The organism is Streptomyces sp. NBC_00236 (assembly GCF_036195045.1).
In the GTDB taxonomy this organism is placed as follows: domain Bacteria; phylum Actinomycetota; class Actinomycetes; order Streptomycetales; family Streptomycetaceae; genus Streptomyces.
In genome coordinates this window covers 8,267,915-8,290,540 of sequence record NZ_CP108100.1, presented here as the reverse complement: position 1 = coordinate 8,290,540, position 22,626 = coordinate 8,267,915, and the positions used below count along the sequence as shown (strand labels likewise).

Below are 22,626 nucleotides of genomic sequence, written 5' to 3'. Positions count from 1 at the left end.
CTTGATCAGTCGTCGATCACCCGTTGAAAGATCTCGGAGAACTCGCCGTTCTCGATCAGGCCGGCGATCACGCCGGTCATACTGTCGATGCCGGGATCTCTGACGATCAGACCATCCGAGACCCAGAAATACCGGCCCCCGAGGGCCTCGTCGGTCCCTGCCCAGAGCTTCATCAGGCGCTCGACTTCCACGACGGTGAACACGGTCGCGGTCCAACAAGATCCGTCCTCCAGAGTCACGAAGACATCGACGTTGCAGACCTCGTCCAAGTCCTCGTCGTCGCTGGGCACGAACGACGCCTGGAAGTTCTCCATGCTGACCCGATACCAGGGCTCGTCCCACCCTCGCTCGATCGGCTCAGACGATGTGCTGAAGCTCATCGCGTGAGTGTCCCTGCTCGGGCCATCGATCTCAACCGAAATCCTCTATCCCATTGCCGCTGCCTGCGGCCAGAGCCGGGGACGTTCGTCCGTACGCATCTGGGGAGAAAAGTCCGTACGCCGACACCGCTGGCCGGAACACGTGCTGGCCCGACCGGTCGGACTCCGATATCACAGAAGGATCGCGGAGCGAGTCCAACGCGGTGTTGGCCGCGTGTCGAGTCATACCGATCCGTAAAGGGCCAACGCCGTTTGGTGGGGCGAGGTCGACGTCCATGCGGGCATGTTCCCAAACAGGTCTGACCGCGAGTGACGAAGGGGCATCCAGTCCCGGCAGGTTGCAGAGTGTGAGGGCTCCACAGAAGTTGGACCAGAACCGAAACTCGTGAACATCACCCGACCGTGGATCTGGGTGCCTCTCAAACCCGTGAACAACTGACGGCACTACTGGGTTCTGACACAGATCTTGGGGAGCCATCGCAGAGGGTGAGGGGGCTATTTGATTGAGAAAGGTCCAAGCCCGGTGGCTCGACATAGGGGCTCACCTCGTACCCTCCGCACATGACTGATGATCCGTTCCAGTGCCGTTGTGTCCTCTGCCATGACTACGGCGACCGGGACGAAGCGGATCGCATGGATCTGACGGTCATCGAGCATGTGCAGCAGCACGGATGGCACGTCGTGCTGGTTCCCGAAGACGAGATCGGTCCTGGATTCGCTTACACGATCGGCCTCGCGCACACACACGGCGGACCTGAACTCGCCATGTGCGGGCTCGATGTCCACGCGATGCATCGCATGCTCAACCCTCTCGGAGAGAGGTCTGCCGCAGGCGAAACACTGGCAGACGGCCAGAGCCATCCTGATGTTGTCGCCGGCCATCGAGTCGCACTCAGGCACGTTGATCGTGGCTGGCACCGGACCTTCTTCGGGCAGGCCATCGGCTTCTACCGGCGGCCGCCTCTCCCTGTAGTGCAAGTCGCGTGGCCTGATGCCGAAGGCCGTTTCCACTGGGATGGGGGCGCGCTTCCGGCTGGTCGGCGGGGTGCCGACGTACTGCCTGACCGACAACGAGAAGACCGTCACGGTCAAGCACGTCGCCCGGATCGCGATTCGCAACCCTGAGATCGTGCCGATCGGCCGGTACTACGGCACGGTCGTGCGCATGTGCCTGCCCGCCGACCCCGAGTCCAAGGGTGGCTCGGAGGCCACGGTCCGCATCGCCAAGCGGGACCTGGTGCCGACTGCGGTGAACTTGCGCGAGGAGTACCGCGATTTCCAGGCATTGCTGGCGGCCTGCGACAGCTTCATGGCCGAGGTCAACGGGCAGATCGACCGGGAGACCCGGCGGGTCCCCGCCCAGATGCTCGCCGAGGAACGTCAGCGGCTGCATCCCGTGCCTCAGCACGCGTTCACCGCAGCGTTCGGGCAGAGCCGGCTGGTCGGCAAGGACGCCACGATCCAGGTCGACGCGGTCCGCTATTCGGTGCCGCACGCCTTGATCGAGCAGAGCGTCTGGGTTCGCTTCCAGTGCGATGACCTGATCGTCACCGCGATGACCGGGGGCCTGCCCGTGGAGGCGGCCCGACATGCCCGCTCCACCCCGGGCAACCCGCGGATCGACGACGCCCACTACCCCGAGGGCTCCCGCGGCAAGCAGGTGCCGACACCGACCACCCCTGCCGAGGCGGAGTTCCTGGCGCTGGGGCCCGGTGCGGCACTGTGGCTGCAGGAAGCCGGCGACACAGGAGTGCGTCGGGTCTTGGCGAAGATGACCGATGCGGTCGCACTTGCCAAGCTGCACGGCATCGACGCGGTCGACCGGGCGTTGGGCACCGCGGCTACCGTCGAGCGGTTCGCCGACGGTGACCTGATGGCGATCCTGGCCCACCAGGTTGAGTATGACGACACCGAGCCGACCCGGGCGGGCGAGGCACACAGCCTGCAACCGGGCACCTACGCCTGGTCAGGCTTTGGGTCCCCGTGACGGGCGGGCCTCAGCCGTCCAACTCGTCGTCGCGAACCCACCACACGGGCGGGACCTCGGCCTGCGGGGCGGACAGCACGTCGATGGATAGCGGCGCACGGTTGCCCTGCGGGTCGAAGACCTTGAACCCGGCCGAGACCAGGATGGTTCTGATCGCCGGTGTCATCGCCTCGACCACCGTCCGCTGGTGCTCAATCAGGGGCATGTCGCGCGGCTCGCAGTCGAGGGCCCGCTTGGCGCTCAACCACAGCCTGGGGCTGCACCACCAAGTCACTTTCACACCGGAGCAGTCGTCGTACTCGCAGACGCTCACCTCCACCCCGGAGGAGACGATCTTGTCCAGTCCGGGAACGACGACCGGCAATCCCGCAGCGGCCAACTCGCTCCTGGCCCTGGTCGCGATCCGTTCCCACTCGGCCAACACCGCGGCATTCACCTTCTCCAACACCATCCCGGCACCCTAGCCGGATCTTCCCGCTCCACAGAAAGTGCCGCCTGACATGACTGAAACGCCCAGCACCCTGACCGCGTCCAGACCGCGGATGCAGGCTCCCGCCACAGCCGTCGCAGCGACTTCCGGCGCCGCGTTCGACGAGGCGGTCACGCTGACCCGCAAGCTGAAGCTCCCGCACATCCGCCGGGCCCTGGCCGAGATCATCCCGGTCGCAAAAGCCCAGCGATGGGATCCCGCCGAAGTCGTCCGGGCCCTGCTCGCAGAAGAGGCCGCCGGGCGCGATGCCTCCAACCGGCGCACCCGCCGCCAACGCGCGGCATTCCCCACCGGCAAGACCTTCCACATCTGGAACGAGGACGCCTCCTCCATCCCGGTCCCCACCCAGTCGGCGCTACGGACCCTGGAGTGGGTCGGCCGCCGGGAGAACCTCTGTGTCGTCGGCCCGTCCCGGACCGGGAAATCACACTTCTGCGAAGCCCTCTGGCAAGCCGCCGACGACGCCGAGATGACCGTCACCTGGTTCACCATCGAAGACCTCGGAGCTCTGGTCCGATGTCACCGCGTCGACGACTCCGTGACGAAAGCCGTCGCCCGCATCACCCGCACCGACCTGATCATCGTGGACGATATCGGCCTCCTGCCGATCTCTCCAGACGCCGCGGAAGGCTTCTACCGCCTGGTCGATGCCGCCTACGAACGCCGCAGTCTGGCCGTCAGCAGCAACCTTCACCCGGCCGGCTTCGACGCGATCATGCCCAAGACCCTCGCGACCGCGGCCGTCGACCGCCTCCTTCACCACGCCCACGTCGTCGTCACCCGAGGCGACAGCCACCGCCTCAACGAGGCCACCACCGGACGCGGCGTCGTTCCCCTGAACTAACCCCACCCACTGGGGAGAAACGCTGTCCACCTGGGGGCCTCTGATGTCCACCAGCGGGGAGGCCAGCTGTCCGCCAGCGGGGAGATTGAACTGTCCCTTGACACCCTGTCTCGCAGTAGCGTCGGATCACCGTGTCGTGTTCGGCGACGAGCCAAGCAGAGCCGTCGCCCTGGGCGCCGTACTAGTACGCCTGAGCCCGTCCGAAGCGTGTGGTGATGTACGAGGCACCATGCCAGAGCCGCATGCACAGGTCACGGCCGCCGTAGACAGCAACGCCACCGAGCCTGCACGGGGCGTCGACGCTCCGGGAAGGCAAGCGCGCAGGTGTGGTCCGGCGACTCTGCAGGGCCACTGGCGGAAGGGCAGCGGAGTGGCGTCCGGGGCGGCAGGCACGCAGGGACGCAGGGGCCATGGCTGACGAAGAGAAGCAGCGCCAAATGTCACTTGCCGACCATCGTGTGACCGCTCCCCGCCGGGCGATTTGTCAGATCCAGGGGAAGGATGGGAGGGCGCTGCGGCGAGCAGTATGCCGCCGACGCACGCTCCCACATCACCCGAACCGCGCCGGAAGGACATGTCATGGCCGCCACCACACCCAAGGCTCCGACTGCACCAGGGGTACGGTCCTGGTGGGGGATCCCGTATGCCACCGCCGAGCGGTACCGCCGCCCCGTGGTCGCGGATTTCGATCCGGACCTCCCCTATGACCGCAAGGGCATCGTCTCCGTCCAGCCCGACAGCGGTGACTGGCTCGAAGCGGACAGCGGGATGGGCGAGGACTGCCTGAACCTGAACGTGTGGGCTCCCGAGGAGCCGGCCAGGGAGGCGCTGCCGGTGGCCGTGTACATCCACGGCGGCGGATTCGAGTACGGCGCGAACACGCAGATCACCTCGAACGCCGCTGGCCTCGCCGCGACGGGGCGCGTGGTGGGCGTGTCGATCAACTACCGGCTCGGCGCCCTGGGCGCTCTCTCACTTTCGCAGTACGGTGGGCGGCTCGCCGAGGCCAGCAACCTCTTCCTGCAGGACGCCATCGCCGCGCTCACCTGGGTCCAGCGGAACATCGTCCACTTCGGTGGCGATCCCGACCAGGTCACGGTCTACGGCCACAGCGGCGGCGCCTATACCGCCTTCGGGCTGCTCAGTGCCTCCTCCGCCAACGGCCTGTACCGGCGCCTGGCCGGGTTCTCCGGCGGGCCGGCCCGCTCCATCCCGGCCTGGTGGGCCGAGGAGCTCGCGCACTGGTTCGTCACGGAACTCGGTGTCGCCCACAACCCCGACAAGCTGATCGACCTCGACACGGCCTCCCTGGTGGCCGCCCTGCAGAAGGTCGCCCCAACGGATCTCGGAGTCCGCGGCGGGGTGGACAACCAGGCCACCGGCGTCGTCCTGGACATCGGACAGCCTGGGGCAGTGGTGCGCGCCACCCCCATGGACGTCCTGGCCTCGGGCACGCACCGCGGTGTCGACGTGCTGCTGAGCATGGCCAGCGACGACATGGGCTGGTGGGTGGCGAACGACCTCGACCGGTTCGACCCGAACACGCTCGACCGCGTCACCGACGAGGTCGCGGGGTGGCGCATTGCCCGCTCCCGCGCCAGGAAGATCGTCCATGCCTATGACCAGGGCGGCCGTACCCCGGCCGAGGTGCGCGCCGCGCTCATGGCGGACTACCTCTTCGCGCTTCCCGCCGCCCGCGGTGCCCTGGCCCACGCCGCCGCGGGCGGCAACGCCCATCTCCTGGTGATCGGACCCGCCGAGGGCGCGCCCGCCGTGCACGGCACCGAGATGTACGCCCTGGTCGGCCAGGAACGGCCGGGCCGCAGTGCCGAGCAGGCCGAGCGTGACACGCGTATCCGCGACATCCTGCTCGACTTCGTCACCGGCGAGCCGTCCCGGCTGTGGCCCGCCGTCACGGACCGTCCGACCTCGGAAAGGGTCGGCAGCCCTCCCTTCGAGGCGAGCGCCCACTATCAGGCGGCCCTCGATCTGTGGGAGGGCATCGACCGTCCCTGACGGCCATCGGGGATGAAGGGCATGCGGAACAGCACAGAGCTACCAGGGGACGAACACGGTAAAGGAGCTGGGTATGAGCGAAGGGACAGCAGCGGGCGATTCCGTACCTGCGACGATGCGGGCCGTTGTCGTCACCCGGCCGGGCGGCCTGGACGCGCTGGAGATCAAGGATGTTCCGGTGCCCGTCCGTAAGCCCGGCTGGGTGCGGATCAGGGTGAAGGCGTTCGGCGTGAACGAGTCCGAGGTCACCACCCGCAAGGGCGAGTCGGATGCGGAGGTCACCTACCCGCGCGTTCCCGGCATCGAGGGCGTCGGTGTGGTCGAGGAGGCCGACGGGGCCGGCGGACTGCGGCCGGGACAGCAGGTGGCGACCATGATGGGCAACATGGGCCGCTCGTTCGACGGCGCGTACGCCCAGTACGTGACCGTCCCGGCGGCGCAGGTCATCCCGTTCGAGACCAGTCTGCCGTGGGAGGTCGTCGGTGCGCTGCCGGAGATGTTTCAGACCGCCTACGGATCGCTGACCACCGGCCTGGGCCTACGGGCGGGGCAGACTCTGTTGATCCGCGGCGGCACTTCCACGGTCGGGCTGAGCGCGGCCACGATCGCGAAGGACTTCGGAGCCACCGTGCTGTCCACCACCCGCAGCCCCGGCCGGACCGGGGAACTCACGGCGGTGGGCGTTGACCATCCCCTTGTCGACGACGGCACCCTCGCCGCCCAGGTGCGCGCGTTGCTGCCGGACGGTGTGGACGCCGCACTGGAACTGGTGGGCTGCTCGGTCCTCGCCGACACCCTCAGCACCGTCCGCAGCCACGGCACGGTCTGCTTCACCGGAGCCCTGGCGGGGCAGTGGACGATCCCCGACTTCACTCCGTTCATGATCCCCAGCGGGGTGCGGCTGACCAGCTACGCGGGCGAGGCCACCGACCTGCCGGCCGACGTCTTCGGCCACCAGCTCCAGGCCATCGCCGAAGGGCGCCTCAAGGTTCCGGTCGCGAAGGTCTACCACGGCCTGGAACAGGTCCGTGCCGCCCAGGCCCACCTCGAGTCCGGTACCACGCCGGGCAAGCACGTCGTCGTCCTGGACGACTGAGCCCGGATCCCTGGACCTGAGCGGCAAGAGCGGTCGGCGCCGTCCCGGATCGTTCGCGCAGGGCGGCCGCCAGCCCGGCGGCCTCAGTGCGCTCGGGGGAAAAGCTGCTCGACAGCCGTCACCACCGCGGCGCGGCGGGCGGTGGTGGTGGGGTCCACGGCGTGCGCGGCGGCGGCCTTGCTGAGTTCGGGTTGTGCCGCCCAGGTCGTGGCGATCTGGTTGACCAGGGCGAGGACGTCGGCCGGGTCCCAGGCGGGGTCGAGCTGTCCGGCCTGCTGCGCCTTGCGGAGCTGACCGACTTTGCGGGCGATCAATGCCTGGGCGTGATCGTCGGCCGTGGCGGTGGTGTCCGGCAGTTCGAGGCGGCCCCAGGTGATCAGGCGGTGGTGGTCCGGCCGGGCGACGAAGTAGTCGAACAGCCGGCCCGCGTAGCCAGGGAGGTCGGACGGGTCCAGTTGGGTGGCCTCGGCGATGACGACGTGCTCCCGTGCGGCGACGTCGGCATAGAGCGCGCCCTTGCCGCGGAAGTAGGCGTAGACGCGCTCTTTGCTGGTCCTGGCGAGCTTGGCGATGCGGTCCACGCGGGCGCCGGCGATGCCGTGGCGGGCGAACTCCTCCATGGCAGCGGTAAGGATGCGCTCGCGCGTGGTGTCGCCGCCGGAGGCGGGAGCTGCGGTCTGGCCGGAGTCGCGGGACTGGGACATAACCCGAGGATAAGGCACCAAACCGTTCGGTTTGGCATCCGGGCGACCGACACGTAGAGTCAAACAGAACAGTTCGGTTTGGCCTCCGTGGGTTAAGCCGTCGAAACACTGAGGGAGTGAACTCAATGCAGCACCGCAATCTGGGCTCTCAGGGCCTGCGCGTCTCGGCGCTCGGCCTGGGGACCATGGGCATGTCCATGGGCTACGGCGCCTCGAACGACGACGAGGGCATCGCGACCATCCGCCGCGCCCATGAAGTCGGGATCGACTTCTTCGACACCGCCGAGCTGTACGGCGCCGGTACCGGCAGCAACGAGATCCTCCTGGGCGAGGCAGTCAAGGACTTTCGCGACGAGGTGGTCCTCGCCACCAAGTTCGGCTTCGACATGACCGCCCCGGCGATCAGCCCCGCCTTCGACAGCCGCCCGGAGAACATCCGCAAGGTCGCCGAGAACAGCCTGCGCTACCTGCGGAGCGACCACATCGACCTCTTCTACCAGCACATCTCCGACCCCGCCGTTCCGGTCGAAGAGGTCGCCGGCGTGGTCGGCGAACTGATCACCGAAGGCAAGGTGAAGTACTTCGGCCTGAGCAACGTCGGCCCCCAGTACATCCGCCGCGCCCACGCTGTCACCCCGGTCTCCGTGCTCCAGTACGAGTACTCGCTCTTCGAGCGGGAGATCGAGGAGAAGACCCTTCCCGTGCTGCGGGAACTCGGCATCGGTCTGGTGCCCTACTCCCCGCTCGGCCGCGGCTTCCTCGCCGGCCAGGCCAAGCCCGCGAGCGAATACCCCGCAGACGACATGCGCAGCTGGGACGAGCGCTGGCAGGGCGAGAACTACACGTACAACGTGCGCGCCATCGAACAGCTCAAGACTCTGGCCGCCACCAAGGGCATTACTACCGCCCAGCTCGCGCTGGCCTGGCTGCTCGCCCAGGGCGAGGACATCGCGCCCATCCCCGGCACCCGCAGCACCAAGCGCCTTGAGGAGAACGCCGGCGCCGCCGACCTCCAGCTCTCCGCCGCCGATCTGGCCCGCATCGCTGAGATTCTTCCCCACGGCTCGGCAGGCAGCCGCTATCCCGCTGCGCTGCTGTCCAGTTTCACCACGGACTGACCGCGCCCGGAGTCATCGCCGCCTGACGGGCAAGGGGCCTGCGCTGCGTTTCCGTCACGCGTTTCGGTCCTCACCGCGCGGGCCGCGAAGGCGGCCGGGGTGAGGCCGGTGCGGTCGCGGAAGAAGCGGCCGAAGTTCGCGGGGTCGGTGAAGCCGAGGTGGTCGGCCACGGACCGGGCATCCCATCGGGCGCTGCCCAGCAGGCGCCGGGCTTCGAGCAGGCGCCGCTGGTCGATGAGCTCACGCACTCCCTTGCCGGTGGTTTCCCGGGCGGCGCGGCTGAGGGTGCGGACCGAGCAGCCGAGCAACTCGGCGTAGTCCGCGGCCCGGTGCAGTTCGCGGAAGTGCAGCTCCAGGGCGTCCGTGAACCGTCCGTAGGCGTCCCCACGGCTCCTGCCGGCACTCGTGTCGGCGGGGGTGATCCCGGGGGCGTTGGCGAGGCGCAGCAGCAGCGATTCGAGCAGGCTGCGCCGCAGGGCGTGGTGGATGCCGAGGGGGCGGCGCCCGAGTGCGCGGTGTTCGTCCAGAAGCTGGAGTGCCGTCCGCTGGAGCCAGGCGGCGTCATCGGGGTGCGGGCTCAGCACGGCAGGAGCGTCGTGTGCGGTGAGCGGGGCCAGCAGGCGGGCGATGTCGGACCGCAGCACGTCCGGTTCGAACAGGATGAACGGGCCGCGGGCCGCGCCTGGCGGGTGCCAGCACTGCGCGTGCCCCTGGCGCACCCACAGCCACTGGCCGGGGGTGACGGTCCGCGTGATGTGGTCGACGTCGTGCCGCAATTCGCCCTCGGTGACGGCGATGAGGTAGTGGAACGTGGCGCGGCCGGGACGGGGCGGGTTCCACGGCCAGTCGTCGTGCTGGGCGAAGAAGTCCTCGACGGTACTCACCTCAAGGCCGTACGGAGTGCCGACCGGGGGCTGGAAGCCGTACAGCGAAACCGCGGTCGACGTGGCCGGTCCGCTCGGGCTGGGGTATCGCCTGTCGACCATCACGTGTCCGCAGCCTACCGCCCTATTTGTCAGCTTCAAAGGAAGAATGGGGTGAGCTGCCGCGACCACCCGTGAGGAAGGCAACGCCCCGTGAACGGAACGATCCTGCACAAGACCGCCGCCGACCGCGCTGAAGAGCTCCCCGGATCGCAGCTGGACCATCCCTTCGGCGACGACTGGGAGGTCTTCAAGGTGCGCGGCAAGGTGTTCATGCTGATGACCGAGGTCCCGGGGAGACCCGTCGTGATCCTCAAGGCGGACCCCGGCGAGGCCCACGCCCTGCGGGAGCAGTACAGCCACATCACCCCCGGTTACCACATGAACAAGAAGCACTGGATCACCCTGGAGGGCGGGGACGGCGTCGACAAGGAACTCGTCAAAGAGCTCGTCACCGACTCCTACCGACTCGTCGTCGCCCGGCTGCCCAAGACCGAGCAGCCCGTCGACCCGCACACCTACGGCACCAGCACGCGGGCGGCCCGGTGAGCGCGGCCGGCGACCGCCTCCAGGACACCGCCCGCGAGGCGGCCCTCGCGCTGCCCGGGACGGACCACGGCTACCCGTTCACCCAGCACCTGGACGTGTACAAGGTCGCGGGCAAGGTGTTCCTGATCGTCACCGACGACCCGGACGAGCAGATCGTCACGGTCAAGTGCGAACCCGAACACGCCCGGGCGCAGGTGCACGGCTATGCCTCGATCACACCAGGCCGCTACCTCGACAAACGGCACTGGATCTCGCTCGGACCGGGCCCCGGCATCACCAAGCGGCTGGTCACCAGCGCAGTCGAGGATTCCTACGACCTGGCCGTCGAGCGGCTGCCCAGGCGCGACCGCCCCCGTCCCCGATGAGAACCACAAGCGCGCCCACGAGCCGCTGAGCCCACGTCTGTCAGTGCCCCGTGCAAGGCTCGCCACGCCCGCACATCTTTGCCTGCGATCGAAGAGACCGATGGAACCGACCGAATCGCCCCTGCCACTCTTCGACGAGGAGCCCGCCCGGCCACTCGCCGACCGCCTGCGCCCCACCCAGCTGGATGAGGTCGTCGGGCAGGACCACCTCCTGGCCCCGGACGCCCCGCTGGGCCGCATGGTCGCCCAGCAGCGCCTCGGCTCCGCCATCCTGTGGGGCCCGCCGGGCGTGGGGAAGACGACCATCGCCCGCCTCCTCGCGGACGGCAGCAACCTGGCCTTCGAACCGGTGTCGGCCACCTTCTCCGGCGTGGCCGACCTGCGCAAGGTCTTCGGCGCCGCCCGCAGCCGGCGCACCATCGGCCAGGGCACCCTGCTGTTCGTCGACGAGATCCACCGCTTCAACCGCGCCCAGCAGGACAGCTTCCTGCCCTACGTCGAGGACGGCACGATCACCCTGATCGGCGCCACCACCGAGAACCCCAGCTTCGAACTCAACGGCGCCCTCCTCTCCCGCACCCAGGTCCTCGTCCTCAAACGCCTCGACGAAGCCGCCCTGTCCACCCTCCTCGACCGTGCCGAGGGCCTCACCGGCCACCGGCTGCCCCTGGCCGACGACGCCCGCCGCGCCCTGATCGCCATGGCCGACGGCGACGGCCGCTACCTCCTCAACATCGCCGAACAGCTCCAGGCCCTCCCGGACCCCGGCACCCCCCTGGACACCGCCGCCCTCGCCCACCACATCCAGCAGCGTGTCCCGCTGTACGACAAGGCGCAGGAAGGCCACTACAACCTGATCTCCGCGCTCCACAAGTCGATGCGCGGCTCCGACCCGGACGCGGCCCTGTACTGGCTCGCCCGCATGCTCGACGGCGGCGAGGACCCCCTGTTCGTCGCCCGCCGCCTGGTCCGCTTCGCCAACGAAGACATCGGCATCGCCGACCCGCACGCCATCCAGCAGGCCCTCGCCGCCTGGGACGTGTACGAGCGACTCGGCTCCCCCGAGGGCGAGTTGGCGATCGCCCAGGCCGTCGTGTACCTCGCCACCGCCCCCAAGTCCATCGCCGTCCACCGCGGCTTCAACGCGGCCCACCGCGCCGCCCGCCGCACCGGCTCACTCATGCCGCCCGCACACATCCTCAACGCCCCGACCCGGCTGATGAAGAACCTCGGCTACGGCAAGGACTACCAGTACGACCCCGACACCAAGGACGGCTTCTCCGGAGCCGACTACTTCCCCGACGACATGGACCACGAGACCTACTACCAGCCCACCCGCAACGGTTACGAAGCCCAGATCAGCGAACGGCTACGGCACTGGGCCGCACTCCGCACTCGCCGACGCAGCGGCTGACGCGGACGCGTGGGCAGCGCACAGAGTGTGCACACTGCAGATGTCGCGCACAAAGCGAAGAGGTCTTTCTCAAAAGCAGGCGTCAGCAATTGTCACCAGGCGCCGGATACGGCTGCCGCGACTTCCCTACATCGTGTTCGCAAAGTCAGGGAGCTCCTGGGCAGACAGGCGCTCAGTATCGTCGGGTCCATCACCAGCTGCGCGGCGCAGCAGGCCGCGCGGTGGCCGGCTGGTACTCAGGGTGCAGCGGGTGCGTTGACCCGTGTGGGGTTCTTGAAGTCGGTGAACGTGATCGTCGCTTCAATGTCGGAGTCGGAGACGAAGTGGATTTTCTGGCGTACGCGCACGACTCGGCCCTCGTTGTCGATCCATGCATCTGCGTCGAGGGTCGCAGGTTACGCCCGACTGTCCTGTCGACTGATTCGACGTCTTTCGGGATGAGGCGGGCCGATACGCGTAGAGGTTCGCTGTCCTGGTGCACGAAGGCGCTGTGCGCGAGCATGAGCCGCACGTACTGCGGGAGCCGGTCCGCGAGGATGCCCCCCTTTGCCGCCGACGCAGGGAACTGTTGCCATGGCCCGTGAGTTCCGGTGGCACGCCGGTACACCTTCTGGCGGGTGATCACGACGTCTTCGGTGTGCTGCTCGGTTGTGTCCGTCATGCGTCCTGTGAGGGGCGCGTTGAGGTTGACCCGCCCCTCCATGAGCTGCAGTCGTCTGGTCCCCGACTGCGTGATGGCCCTGAGCTCGGCTGAGTACACGGCGTCGCCGGCTGCGGCCAGCCGATCGCGGACCACCTGCGGGCCACTCTCCCGTGGTGCGGGCTGGCTCGAGGAGCATGCGGAGAGCACCAGCCCCAAAAGCACCAGAGTCAGGGGTGCAGTCCGGCGATGAAACACAGGTGGATCCTCTGAGTGCCGAGCCCGAGCAGGAAACACCGCTCCGGGCCTCAGGTGGATGGTGGACTCATCCTGTCCGGCCTCGGAGATCAGTCGGGGCTCAGGGGGAGGTGGCGTGATCAAGAGTGCGTCAGACAGTTACGGAATTGCCTTCTCCGCCCGCGCAACCTTCCGGTCGGCATCCGCCGCGGCCGAAGCGTTCATCGAGGCTGACCTGCACAGTCGGGCGCCAAGCAAGCACGCTCCACCGAGGTGAGGTAGTGCGCTCAGGGTCCATGTAGCACCTCGTGCGGCGGAGCCCGGCCGTTGGCCTTGACAGACAAACTGCACGTAAATGCGGGCAGGTGCCGTCTGTCAGATCTCCACGCACCACTGGGCGATCATCACAGACCGTGATCCACTTCTGGGCACACTGTCGATGAACGAGAGACCGAGGTCATGACCAACCACTGCTGCGAGGCGAATCGGAAAACGGATCCCGTCCCCGGCAGCAGACTTCGTGCATGTCTACCGATTTCAGCGGGATGGTTGAGTGCAATCCGGGAGCACATCTCGGGGTCTTGATGACGAGGACTCCGCTGGCAGTCCGCCATCGATGTCTGGCTCCTCAACTCCGGCAATGACTATGACGCTCTGGCGTCGCTCTTCGGAATCCGCAACTACTTCGGCTTCCGTCCGCTGGCGGAGGACCGCGGCCTGCGTCTACGGAAGTTGGCGAGCAGCGGTGCTGGCCGTCCGCCGTCCTGGCAATCTCGATGGTATGTACGAGCTTCCCGGCGGCGCGGCGCCGCACGACCCCATGCAGAACTACGTGACGCTCTATCCCGAGGTCGTCCAGGCGGGTTCCCTGCAGAACGCTCTGCAGGAGGTGGCCGATGGTGCGGGCCACCGGCTCCTGGTCGAGCTCACGTCCTCACCGGGCTGGCGCCACGTGGCCGCGTGTGTGGCATCCGACAGCCACTCGGCGTACGTCCTGATGGCGCTCGATGAACGTTGCTTCATCGTCGACTGCTGGACCGACGGCGTCCACATGGCTTCCGGGAGTACCCCGAATCTGACCAAGGTCGTCGGGGCACTGCACTCCTGGCTGCAGCGACCGCGAGTGGGCGAACTCATCGCCCAGTGGCCCTTCCTGCAGACCTGGGATCTGGCCAGGGCCCACGAGCGCGGCGAGGCTGTGCCGGTGCGGTGGCGCCAGCTGCGCAAGGCCGCCGCGCGCACGCCGGACACCGGGTTGCTCGACCTCGTCGAAGCCGCCTTCGAACACGAGCGGCTTCGGGCGCTGTCGCCGGGACGGAGCATGCACTGGCTCACCTTCAGCCGCCGGGCCGCGCCGCCCATCTGTCATGATTTGCCGCGAGCCATGCCGCTCGGGAACGGCCGGTACCGGGTGCGGTTGGCCGATGGACGGCTGCACGAGCTGGACAGTGCGGCAGAAGCCGTGGTGGTCATTATCGAGGGTCTTCCCGACGACGCTGCCCCACGATCTTGAAGGCCGTGGGAGGGCTCCAAGTGCGCAGCCTGGCCGTCACCCTGACCGCCGCTATCCCCACCGGCCGGCTGCGCGGAGATCGGCGATGGAGGGCATGCTGTCCATCGCTTCCTCGGCCCGTCCGTGCCTGACGTGGAGGCGTGGCCGCCTCCCACGCCTCCACGTCGGTACCTGCCCGGACCCGGCCAAGAGCTCTTCGACCTGTCCCCGACTGCTCCAGATCCACACAGTGCTGGATGTCAGTCCGTGCAGATCCGTCGGCAGCGTCGCGCGTGGGCGAGGGCTTCCTTGTACCGGTCTGCCTCATCCATCAGCCAGGAGGTTCGGGCTGCCCGCCCACTGACCGGCGCCTGACGCTGTGTCCGTCTGCCCTCGCCTTCGCCGAGGGCAGACGGACACAGCAGGCCGGCCGATCGACCGGCGTTCCCGGAAACGGTGAGCGTCATCAGCGGGGCGCTCTGGTCGTGGCGTGCCACGCCTGCCACAAGCTCGCGGACCGTACCGCATCCAGGCCGCAGCCGTTGCCCGGAAGGGTCAGCGCTGCAGGGTGAGGACCCCCGGTCGCCATGGCAGCGCGTTGTAGTCCCCGCCCGCGTTCGGAGACTTGCCCTGGTAGAGGAACTGCAGGTTGCAGGGGTCGATGGTCATGGTCTGGTCGGGGTTGTTCCGGACCAGGTCACCGTGGCTGATGTCGTTTGTCCAGTTGGCACCGCTGTTGCTCTTGCCCGCAAAGGGATTGCTCTCGCTGGCTGCCTGCGGGGTCCACGAGCCGTTGAGGCTGGAGGCCGTGAAGGAGCGGAAGTAGCGCCCGTTCGCGCCCATCGCCTCGACGATCATGAGGTACTGGTTCTGGCCCTGGACCTTGTAGACCTGCACGGCCTCGAAGAGGTTGGCCTTCGTGTCACTCATGATCGTCGTGTACGAGGAGCCGAAGTTGCCCGGGAAGTTCCCGATCGGCATGCTCGCACGGTAGATCTTGCCGTTGTCACCGGCGAAGAACAGGTACATGTTCTGACCGTCGGCGATCAGGGTCTGGTCGATCGGGCCGGTGTCGGAGCCCGAGATGGTCCCGGTGAACAGCGGCTGCGGAGAGGACCAGCCGTTCGCGTTGGTCGGATCGCTCGATGTGCGGTACACGAAGGCCGCCGAACCCCACTGGTAGGCCAGCACCCAGATGTTCTTGGGCGCGAAGTAGAACAGTGTGGGTGCCACCGCGGCCTGGCTCATCGCGTTCTGGCCGGCCGACGCCATGTCCGACCAGTTCGTGAAGGGGCTGAACACCATCGAGCCGTACGACGACCCCGACGAGGTCGACCCGTAGACCAGGTGCTTGCCGTTGTGCGTCACCGTGGTGAAGTCCTTCAGCGCGACCCACCCGCTCTTCGGCTGCGCCAGGACACCCGTCGAGGACCAACGGTACGTCGACGGAAGAGTGCATGTGCCGTCCGTCGGCGGCGTCCCGGTCAGGCCGCTCCACTTCTGATTGCTGCCACCGTTGCACGTGCCCAGCTGCACTGCCGTGCCGTTGGCCGTACCGGCGCCCGCGGCCTCCAGGCACAGCCCGGACTCCACACCACGGACCGTGCCGTCGGAGTTCACCCGCCACTGCTGGTTCGCACCGCCGGAACAGCTCCAGATCTGTAGCCGGGTACCGGCTGTGGTGGCGTGACCCGGTACATCCAGGCACTTGTTGCCGTATACGGTCAGCTGGTCGGCGTCCGTCAGCGTCCACTGCTGGTTCGTTCCGTTCCAGCAGTCGTATATCTGCAGGTACGTGCCGTCGGTCTGGACGGCGCCCGGCACATCGAGGCACCGGCCCGATCCGGCACCGCGCAAAGCGCCACTGGCAGCCGCCTGGGCCGGGGTGGCGACGAGCATGGCCGCCAACGCGGCCAGGGCCGCGACCACGGCGGCGAGTGCCGCGGACGAATGTCTGCGGCTGAAACTTCTCCTGTGCATGGGGACTTCCTAAGCTCGAGACGGTTCCGGCTGACCTCGTCGAGGCGAGGCCGCCCGGGCTGTCGGGCCCTGCGGGATGTTCGCCGGCCGGTGAGCACGACGGCATACCGGCCTTCCGAAGCAGGCCACCCGCAAATGACACGCTCATGACATTGCGCAGGCGCGACTCCTTGCATCTCAGCATTCGGGCGGTACGACCCCGAGCCATCCGGCCGCGCGAGGGGCGGACTCGGCGTGTTCGAAATACCGATCAAGGGCCGAAGTGTCGGTCAACCTGAATGATAGGGAGCCCACGAACGGCGTCAACACCTTTCGCACGTATCGCCATCGATGCCGAAACATTTTCATGAACGCCACCGCCAAACCTCCCTCCCGACCTGCCGGGAAGCGGCCTCACCTCACCTCGTCAAGGTGAAACGGTGGCGGGAGACACTCAAGAGGTGCGCGATACAGCCCAGCAGCCCAACAGTTCGCGCGAGGAGTAAGTTCCCCTCCCGACCTACCGAGGTTCGAAAGTTTCGACCTCTCGACAGAAACTTTTGTGTGTCGGGAGTATTGACGCTGCATCGTCATTACCTCAATCATTCCTGTCTGAGAAACCGACCACGGCTCGATACGTCGAACGGCACCAGCCTTGGGCAGTCCGTGCCCACGGCAATTCCACGCACGACTGCCACAGATCCCCACATCTCTGCACCCGCACTTCCCCGCCCCGTTCAGTTCCGTCCGTTCCATTCCGTTCCGGTGAGGTTCGCACCAGCGCATCCTGCTCCTTCTCGCAGTTGGAGAGGCGCAGGAGGCCGCCTGGCGGTCCCCCGGCTGAGCCGCAATGGAGTAACCGTGCCTCTCACGAAGATCGTCCCGTCCCATGACCGCGATGTCCGGTGATTCCAATCCGTCCGGGCACCGGCCCACCCCTTCCGCCCATCCGGCGAACCGGGCGGCCGGCCCGATCCCCCGCATTTCGATCCTTTCGCAATAACCACCTTGGAGGCACAGCCATGGGCTCGTATCCCCTTCCCAGACCCGCTGCACGCCGGAAGATCCGCGGCCTGCTGCCGACGCTGATCGTCGGCGCCCTCGCTGCGGCGTCTGCGCTCGTCGCACCGCCGACCGCGCACGCCGCCGAGAACACCCTCGGCGCCGCGGCGGCGCAGAGCGGCCGCTACTTCGGCACCGCCATCGCCTCCGGCAGGCTGAGCGACTCGACGTACACGACCATCGCGAACCGTGAGTTCAACATGGTGACGGCCGAGAACGAGATGAAGATCGACGCCACCGAACCGCAGCGGGGCCAGTTCAACTTCAGCTCCGCCGACCGCGTCTACAACTGGGCGGTGCAGAACGGCAAGCAGGTGCGTGGCCACACCCTGGCCTGGTACTCCCAGCAGCCCGGCTGGATGCAGAGCCTCGGCGGCAGCGATCTGCGCCAGGCGATGACCAACCACATCAACGGTGTGATGGGGCACTACAAGGGCAAGATCGCCCAGTGGGACGTGGTGAACGAGGCCTTCGCCGACGGCAGTTCGGGAGCCCGGCGGGACTCCAATCTGCAGCGCAGCGGCAACGACTGGATCGAGGTCGCCTTCCGCGCCGCGCGTGCCGCCGACCCTGCTGCCAAGCTCTGCTACAACGACTACAACGTCGAGGACTGGACCTGGGCCAAGACCCAGGCCATGTACTCCATGGTCCGGGACTTCAAGCAGCGCGGTGTGCCGATCGACTGCGTCGGCTTCCAGTCGCACTTCAACAGCGGCAGCCCCTACAACAGCAACTTCCGCACCACCCTGCAGAACTTCGCCGCCCTCGGCGTCGACGTGGCCATCACCGAACTCGACATCCAGAACGCCTCGGCCTCGACCTACGCCAACGTGACCAAGGACTGCCTGGCCGTCCCGCGCTGCCTCGGCATCACCGTCTGGGGCGTGCGCGACACCGACTCCTGGCGTTCAGAACAGAATCCGCTGCTGTTCGACGGCAACGGCAACAAGAAGTCCGCCTACACCGCTGTTCTCGACGCACTCAACGGCGGCACCACCACCACGCCGCCCACAGAGGATTCCGGACAGATCAAGGGAACCGCTTCGGGCCGCTGCCTGGACGTACCGAACGCCTCTACCACCGACGGCACCCAGCTCCAGCTTTGGGACTGTCACAGCAACTCCAACCAGCAGTGGGCATACACCGACGCAGGCGAGCTCAGGGTCTACGGCGACAAGTGCCTGGACGCCGCCGGCACCGGCAACGGCGCCAAGGTCCAGATCTACAGCTGCTGGGGCGGCGACAACCAGAAGTGGCGTCTCAACTCCGACGGATCCATCGTCGGAGTCCAGTCCGGCCTCTGCCTCGACGCCGCCGGCACCGCCAACGGAAGCCCCATCCAGATCTACTCCTGCTCCAACGGCAGCAACCAGCGCTGGACCCGCACCTGAGGGGACCTGTCACGGACGAAGGAGCGAAGCAATGACGGCCTGCGGTACGGCTTGATTCGCCCCTCCAGGAAAACATCGCTGATGGTCCCGGGTCGCCGCCGTATTGGCGGCCCGGGACCGGCATGCGCGCCGCCGCTCCGCGTCAGCTGCCGGACTTCTCGGATCGCCGAGGAGCGGCGGCTCGGGCGGGGCGAGCGCCGGGTCGCCGAGCAGCGCGCGTCCCGCATGCAGGCGTGCCCGGGCGGTGAGACCTCTCGTCGAGTATCCCGACCAAGTCGCGGTCTGCCCCATCGCGCAGATCCCTGAAGACCGCCAGGACCTGTTCTGCCGACCGTGTGCCAGCCGCCGCCGTCAGGGATGCTGCCGAGCTTCCTGATGTCGACGGCCCGGCTCGCCGGGCCGGCTGCGTTCGTAGCGGCGTATCGGCTCGCCGGTCGGCCGGTCCACCCAGGCCAGACGGTTCGGGCCGTGACGGGCCAGACGGTTCGGGCCGTGACGGGTCAGAATCCGGTGCACCGTCGAGGCGGGCAGTCCGAGGATCGGGCCGATTCAGGCAGGACCGAGCTTGCGGGACTGCCGCAGATCCCAGACAGCAGCCTCCGTTTCGGTAGCCGTCCGGTGGGGGTGCAGTGCGGCCGGCTCGAACGGTCGATGAGTCCTGAATCGACATCGGCCTGCCACCGGCGGACCCACTTGTGAGCGGTCGCCCGCGGGATCCCCCTCTCCCCGGCCACATGCGCGACCGGGCGGCCGGAACAGACACGCTGGATCAACGCCCGCCATGAACAGTCAGCCGGGCATCACGGTGGGACACGAAGTCCTCCGTGTGGTGCGTTCGTAGACTGCTCCACCATGCGGGAGGCCTTCGCCTTTGATCAGGACCCGTGTGTCAGCAACGCTCGTGATCAATACACCTGGGCGTTCTCTTCACAGAGGTTGGTGACGTAGAGCTCTGTTCGGTCCCCCGTCGACATCCCGGGATGCTGGTGGCGAGGAGTTCAGGGCGTGGGCGAAGCTGGTGGCGTGTTCCGCAGCCCCGCTGCGGCTCGGACCAGTGCGGCGAGAGCCGATGAGTGGTGGCCGGCTGGCCATGCGAGCACGGTCGTGATGTCCGGGGCGTCGACGACGGGCACCGCGACATGGTCGGGCCACTGCCAGGCGCGGCTGGAGCCAGGGATGACGAGCAAGGTCTTGCCGAGCGCGACCAGCTGAGCGAGCTGTGACTGGGTGTGCACCTCGGGGCCGGGGCCGTCAGGGTAGGAGCCGTCGAGTCGGGGCCATCGGGCGATGGGAAGATCCGGCACGTTGCTGACGTCCGCGAGGGTGAGCCGGGGACGTGCGGCAAGCGGGTGTCCCGACGGCAGGAGGGCGACTTGGCCTTCGGTGTAGAGGTCCTCGGTATCGAACCCGGCCAGGTCGTCGACCGGCCGGTGCATGAGGGCCGCATCCGCGCGCCCGCTACGCAGGAACCGTGCCTGCTCGCCGACCTCGCACAGGACGACTTCGACCGGTGCCGTGTCGGTGTCGGCTGCCGACGCGGCGACGAGTCGTTGCAGCAGCTCGTGGGATGCGCCGGCTTTCGTCACCAGTACGAGTGGCGGCTGGAGATCCGCGGCCCGCCGGGTCCGGCGCGCGGCAGCTGCGACCGCATCAAGGGCTACCCGGGCGTCGCGCAGCAGCACACCGCCGGCGCCGGTGAGGGCCACCCCTCGTCGGTCCCGGTCCAGGAGCTGGACGCCGAGCCGGCGTTCCAGCTGCCGAATGGCCCGTGACAGCGGTGGCTGCGCGATCCCCAGTCGCTGCGCCGCGCGCCCGAAGTGCAGCTCCTCGGCGACTGCAACGAAGTACCGCAGCTCACGGGTTTCCAGGTCGTCCATGCCCGTACCCTATCCACCTTGTGATACCTACCGGGTATCACGACGTACTTGATCGGTATTGGACGAAACGGACGCCACGCGCTGAGCATGGGCAGCATGAACAACACCAAGACAGCGCTGGTCACCGGCGCGAACAAGGGAATCGGCTTCGCCATCGCTCAGGGGCTCGGAACCCTTGGCTTCACCGTCGCTGTGGGGGCTCGTGACGATGCCCGACGCGCTGAGGCCGTGGCGCGGCTGTGTGCCACGGGCACAAACGCCTTCGGAGTCGCCCTCGATGTCACCTCCGAGGACAGTGCCGCCGCAGCAGCGGCGAGCATCGAGAAGGAGGCTGGGCGACTCGACGTCCTCGTCAACAACGCAGGAATCTCCGGCCGGTTCGAGGACGGGGCGCAGGACCCCACGACCCTCGACCTCGACGTCCTGCGCACGGTCCTGGAAACGAACGTCTTCGGGGTTGTACGGGTGACGAATGCGATGCTCCCGCTGCTCAGCCGCGCCGCCTCGCCCCGGATCGTCAACATGTCCAGCAACATGGGCTCGCTGACGCTGCAGGCCGGCCCTGTCATGGCCGCCTACGCACCCTCCAAGTCGATGCTCAACAGCGTCACGGCACAGTACGCCCGCCGGTTCGCCGACACGAACATCATCGTGAACGCGGCATGCCCCGGGTACGTCGCAACCGACTTCACCGGATTCGCCGGTGACCGAACACCCGACCAGGGAGCCGCGATCGCCCTTCGCCTCGCGACACTGCCCGACGAAGGCCCCCGAGGCGGCTTCTTCGACGACGAGGGAGCCGTTGCCTGGTAACTCCGTGCGCGCGGAGAGCGTCGAGGTGGCGGTGGGCGCGTCACGCACTCGCCAGGAACCGGGGTGGACTCCGAACCGACCTGCTCAGCTGGGCCGTTGAGCGGACGTTTGACTGGATGACCACACACCGACGCCCTACCCGTGACTACGAGGCCGAGCCTGCCCGGGTCTGAGACCATGATCCGGTGGGCGATGATCGGCATCATGGTCCGCTGGCTCAGCCGAAATTGCCCGGTCAACGGCTTGGTCCACGGAGTCTTCGGTGTACAGGCCCGGCGTAGGCGATAGACACCTGCAACGCGTCAGGGGTTCTGGGCGTCGCCTACGAACCGCTCGACCTTGCTCTGCAGGTCTGGCGAGAGCCCGGAGAGGCCGCCGACGATGAAGGTCAATCGCTTCGCAAGTTCCGGATGAGCGCTCCAGACAGCTGAGTTCATCGTCAGGACCGCCCGCAACAGATCGCCCTCGTACATGTCGCCTTCGGCCAGCGGGTTGTCATGAAGCACCTCCATCGCGAGCGGAAGAAGCACTGGCAGCCCAATGTCCTGGCCGATCAGCAGCCGGAGTTCCTCAACGGTCAGAGTCCCGACAGGCCGACCCCGCAAGGCATGCGCCGTCGCAATGAGATAGGTGGCGCCAGGCGGGGGCGCCGGCCAGCGATCACGTTCCAGCTCTTCAAGGGACCGACGACGGTCGATAGATACAGTCACCAAACGATTCTCCCGTGAAGCCATGTGATCGGGTGCCGGAGATCATTGCTGATCTCCGGCACCCGATCACAACGCGAGATCTCAACACGATCTGAGCTTGATCCTTATCTACCAGGGGCTTCCGGCAGGAGCTTCCAGGCCTGCCGATGGCCTTGAGGGTCTCGGGGCCTTCGACGGTCTCGCCGACGTCGTAGCGGGGTGCCCGGTGTTTGTTCTTGGCGCCGGGTGGTCGTCCGGGTCCGGTGCCTCGGGGTTTGGGAACACGCGCCGGGCAGGCGAGGTGAGCGCGAATGTTCCTGAACCCCCGGCGGACCCGGGCCGGGGTGAGCCGGTCGGAGACGGTGGGTTTCTCCCGGGGCGGCGGAGGTCGATGGCAGGGGGCGGGCGAGCCGGAGCTGGGTGTGGGCGACGATCATGATCCAGGTCCAGCGGTCCGCCGCTTCGGGAGTGCGGAGTTTCGGGGCGGTCCAGCCGAGGGTCTGCTTCGCGAAGCGAAAGGTGTGCTCCAAGTCGAGCGGCGGAGGAATGCCTGCCAGAAGCGGTCCACGTCGTCAGGGGT

General features: G+C 67.8%; 18 protein-coding genes and 3 pseudogenes. 12 read left to right on the top strand and 9 right to left on the bottom strand.

Annotation, left to right across the window (positions count from 1 at the left end; genetic code table 11):
- Positions 1-5 precede the first annotated feature (5 nt).
- On the bottom strand, positions 6-380 hold the full coding sequence (locus tag OG446_RS36875; protein WP_328898124.1) for a hypothetical protein: 375 nt from the start codon (positions 378-380) through the stop codon (positions 6-8).
- A gap of 561 nt (positions 381-941) precedes the next feature.
- Here OG446_RS36875 and OG446_RS36870 point away from each other — a divergent pair.
- Positions 942-1,343 (top strand): annotated as a pseudogene (locus OG446_RS36870) (DUF4262 domain-containing protein); the annotation flags it as partial.
- 28 nt (positions 1,344-1,371) lie between these two features.
- Entirely contained in the window at positions 1,372-2,367 is a 996-nt protein-coding gene (locus OG446_RS36865) for a Mu transposase domain-containing protein (protein ID WP_328898123.1), read from the top strand.
- 10 nt (positions 2,368-2,377) lie between these two features.
- On the opposite strand, the gene OG446_RS36860 is transcribed toward OG446_RS36865, so the two are convergent.
- Entirely contained in the window at positions 2,378-2,818 is a 441-nt protein-coding gene (locus tag OG446_RS36860; RefSeq protein ID WP_328898122.1) for a hypothetical protein, read from the bottom strand.
- Between the two features lie 91 nt (positions 2,819-2,909).
- On the opposite strand from OG446_RS36860, the gene OG446_RS36855 reads away from it, so the two are divergent.
- The 3 genes from OG446_RS36855 (at position 2,910) to OG446_RS36845 (ending at position 6,813) form a co-directional block, all read left to right on the top strand.
- The gene (locus OG446_RS36855; RefSeq protein WP_328898535.1) at positions 2,910-3,701 is read left to right on the top strand and encodes an ATP-binding protein; all 792 of its coding nucleotides are present in this window, start codon (positions 2,910-2,912) and stop codon (positions 3,699-3,701) included.
- Between the two features lie 579 nt (positions 3,702-4,280).
- Positions 4,281-5,717 carry a carboxylesterase family protein gene (locus OG446_RS36850; RefSeq protein ID WP_328898121.1) on the top strand — a complete coding sequence of 479 codons (1,437 nt, stop codon included), beginning with the start codon at positions 4,281-4,283 and terminating at the stop codon, positions 5,715-5,717.
- Between the two features lie 73 nt (positions 5,718-5,790).
- Positions 5,791-6,813, top strand: a complete 1,023-nt coding sequence (locus tag OG446_RS36845) for an alcohol dehydrogenase catalytic domain-containing protein (RefSeq protein ID WP_328898120.1) — start codon at positions 5,791-5,793, stop codon at positions 6,811-6,813.
- 83 nt (positions 6,814-6,896) lie between these two features.
- Here the strand turns inward: OG446_RS36845 and OG446_RS36840 are convergent, their stop codons facing one another.
- Positions 6,897-7,517 carry a TetR family transcriptional regulator gene (locus tag OG446_RS36840; protein ID WP_328898119.1) on the bottom strand — a complete coding sequence of 207 codons (621 nt, stop codon included), beginning with the start codon at positions 7,515-7,517 and terminating at the stop codon, positions 6,897-6,899.
- Between the two features lie 125 nt (positions 7,518-7,642).
- On the opposite strand from OG446_RS36840, the gene OG446_RS36835 reads away from it, so the two are divergent.
- Complete coding sequence (locus OG446_RS36835) at positions 7,643-8,635, top strand: aldo/keto reductase (RefSeq protein ID WP_328898534.1); 993 nt, start codon at positions 7,643-7,645, stop codon at positions 8,633-8,635.
- Here OG446_RS36835 and OG446_RS36830 read toward each other — a convergent pair.
- A complete protein-coding gene (locus OG446_RS36830; protein ID WP_389262169.1) occupies positions 8,596-9,621 on the bottom strand; it encodes a helix-turn-helix domain-containing protein in 1,026 nt (341 codons plus the stop codon). The two genes, OG446_RS36835 and OG446_RS36830, sit on opposite strands and share 40 nt — an antisense overlap.
- A 90-nt stretch (positions 9,622-9,711) precedes the next feature.
- Here OG446_RS36830 and OG446_RS36825 point away from each other — a divergent pair, with 90 nt between their 5' ends.
- From OG446_RS36825 to OG446_RS36810, 4 genes are all read left to right on the top strand, one after another.
- Complete coding sequence (locus OG446_RS36825; RefSeq protein WP_328898117.1) at positions 9,712-10,107, top strand: MmcQ/YjbR family DNA-binding protein; 396 nt, start codon at positions 9,712-9,714, stop codon at positions 10,105-10,107.
- Positions 10,104-10,472, top strand: a complete 369-nt coding sequence (locus tag OG446_RS36820) for an MmcQ/YjbR family DNA-binding protein (RefSeq protein ID WP_328898116.1) — start codon at positions 10,104-10,106, stop codon at positions 10,470-10,472. Before OG446_RS36825 ends, OG446_RS36820 begins: the two co-directional genes overlap by 4 nt.
- A gap of 100 nt (positions 10,473-10,572) precedes the next feature.
- Positions 10,573-11,886: a replication-associated recombination protein A gene (locus tag OG446_RS36815; protein ID WP_328898115.1), complete on the top strand. Its 1,314-nt coding sequence runs from the start codon at positions 10,573-10,575 to the stop codon at positions 11,884-11,886.
- 1,658 nt (positions 11,887-13,544) lie between these two features.
- Positions 13,545-14,276, top strand: coding sequence for a DUF6193 family natural product biosynthesis protein (locus tag OG446_RS36810; protein WP_328898114.1), 732 nt, complete (start codon positions 13,545-13,547; stop codon positions 14,274-14,276).
- 534 nt (positions 14,277-14,810) lie between these two features.
- Here the strand turns inward: OG446_RS36810 and OG446_RS36805 are convergent.
- A complete protein-coding gene (locus OG446_RS36805; RefSeq protein WP_328898113.1) occupies positions 14,811-16,235 on the bottom strand; it encodes a non-reducing end alpha-L-arabinofuranosidase family hydrolase in 1,425 nt (474 codons plus the stop codon).
- A 1,001-nt stretch (positions 16,236-17,236) separates the two neighbouring features.
- Between OG446_RS36805 and OG446_RS36800 the strand changes: the two genes are divergently transcribed.
- Positions 17,237-18,667 (top strand): endo-1,4-beta-xylanase, encoded by a 1,431-nt coding sequence (locus tag OG446_RS36800; RefSeq protein WP_328898112.1) that lies wholly within the window; start codon positions 17,237-17,239, stop codon positions 18,665-18,667.
- 269 nt (positions 18,668-18,936) lie between these two features.
- Here the strand turns inward: OG446_RS36800 and OG446_RS36795 are convergent.
- Both OG446_RS36795 and OG446_RS36790 read right to left on the bottom strand, forming a co-directional pair.
- Positions 18,937-19,481: pseudogene (locus OG446_RS36795) on the bottom strand (leucine zipper domain-containing protein); the annotation flags it as partial.
- Between the two features lie 184 nt (positions 19,482-19,665).
- On the bottom strand, positions 19,666-20,544 hold the full coding sequence (locus tag OG446_RS36790; protein ID WP_328898111.1) for a LysR family transcriptional regulator: 879 nt from the start codon (positions 20,542-20,544) through the stop codon (positions 19,666-19,668).
- A gap of 87 nt (positions 20,545-20,631) precedes the next feature.
- Between OG446_RS36790 and OG446_RS36785 the strand changes: the two genes are divergently transcribed.
- The gene (locus OG446_RS36785; protein ID WP_328898110.1) at positions 20,632-21,357 is read left to right on the top strand and encodes an SDR family oxidoreductase; all 726 of its coding nucleotides are present in this window, start codon (positions 20,632-20,634) and stop codon (positions 21,355-21,357) included.
- Between the two features lie 302 nt (positions 21,358-21,659).
- Here OG446_RS36785 and OG446_RS36775 read toward each other — a convergent pair whose 3' ends face one another.
- Together OG446_RS36775 and OG446_RS36770 are read right to left on the bottom strand one after the other, a co-directional pair.
- Positions 21,660-22,067, bottom strand: coding sequence for a contact-dependent growth inhibition system immunity protein (locus OG446_RS36775; RefSeq protein ID WP_328898109.1), 408 nt, complete (start codon positions 22,065-22,067; stop codon positions 21,660-21,662).
- 127 nt (positions 22,068-22,194) lie between these two features.
- A pseudogene (locus OG446_RS36770) lies at positions 22,195-22,626 on the bottom strand (NF041680 family putative transposase); the annotation flags it as partial.

Bases quoted from the DNA above. Each gene is read 5' to 3' on its own strand.
- OG446_RS36875 (WP_328898124.1), bottom strand. From the start codon at position 380: ATGAGCTTCAGCACATCGTCTGAGCCGATCGAGCGAGGGTGGGACGAG.
- OG446_RS36865 (WP_328898123.1), top strand. From the start codon at position 1,372: ATGCCGAAGGCCGTTTCCACTGGGATGGGGGCGCGCTTCCGGCTGGTC.
- OG446_RS36860 (WP_328898122.1), bottom strand. From the start codon at position 2,818: ATGGTGTTGGAGAAGGTGAATGCCGCGGTGTTGGCCGAGTGGGAACGG.
- OG446_RS36855 (WP_328898535.1), top strand. From the start codon at position 2,910: ATGCAGGCTCCCGCCACAGCCGTCGCAGCGACTTCCGGCGCCGCGTTC.
- OG446_RS36850 (WP_328898121.1), top strand. From the start codon at position 4,281: ATGGCCGCCACCACACCCAAGGCTCCGACTGCACCAGGGGTACGGTCC.
- OG446_RS36845 (WP_328898120.1), top strand. From the start codon at position 5,791: ATGAGCGAAGGGACAGCAGCGGGCGATTCCGTACCTGCGACGATGCGG.
- OG446_RS36840 (WP_328898119.1), bottom strand. From the start codon at position 7,517: ATGTCCCAGTCCCGCGACTCCGGCCAGACCGCAGCTCCCGCCTCCGGC.
- OG446_RS36835 (WP_328898534.1), top strand. From the start codon at position 7,643: ATGCAGCACCGCAATCTGGGCTCTCAGGGCCTGCGCGTCTCGGCGCTC.
- OG446_RS36830 (WP_389262169.1), bottom strand. From the start codon at position 9,621: ATGGTCGACAGGCGATACCCCAGCCCGAGCGGACCGGCCACGTCGACC.
- OG446_RS36815 (WP_328898115.1), top strand. From the start codon at position 10,573: ATGGAACCGACCGAATCGCCCCTGCCACTCTTCGACGAGGAGCCCGCC.
- OG446_RS36810 (WP_328898114.1), top strand. From the start codon at position 13,545: ATGTACGAGCTTCCCGGCGGCGCGGCGCCGCACGACCCCATGCAGAAC.
- OG446_RS36805 (WP_328898113.1), bottom strand. From the start codon at position 16,235: ATGCACAGGAGAAGTTTCAGCCGCAGACATTCGTCCGCGGCACTCGCC.
- OG446_RS36800 (WP_328898112.1), top strand. From the start codon at position 17,237: ATGGGCTCGTATCCCCTTCCCAGACCCGCTGCACGCCGGAAGATCCGC.
- OG446_RS36790 (WP_328898111.1), bottom strand. From the start codon at position 20,544: ATGGACGACCTGGAAACCCGTGAGCTGCGGTACTTCGTTGCAGTCGCC.
- OG446_RS36785 (WP_328898110.1), top strand. From the start codon at position 20,632: ATGGGCAGCATGAACAACACCAAGACAGCGCTGGTCACCGGCGCGAAC.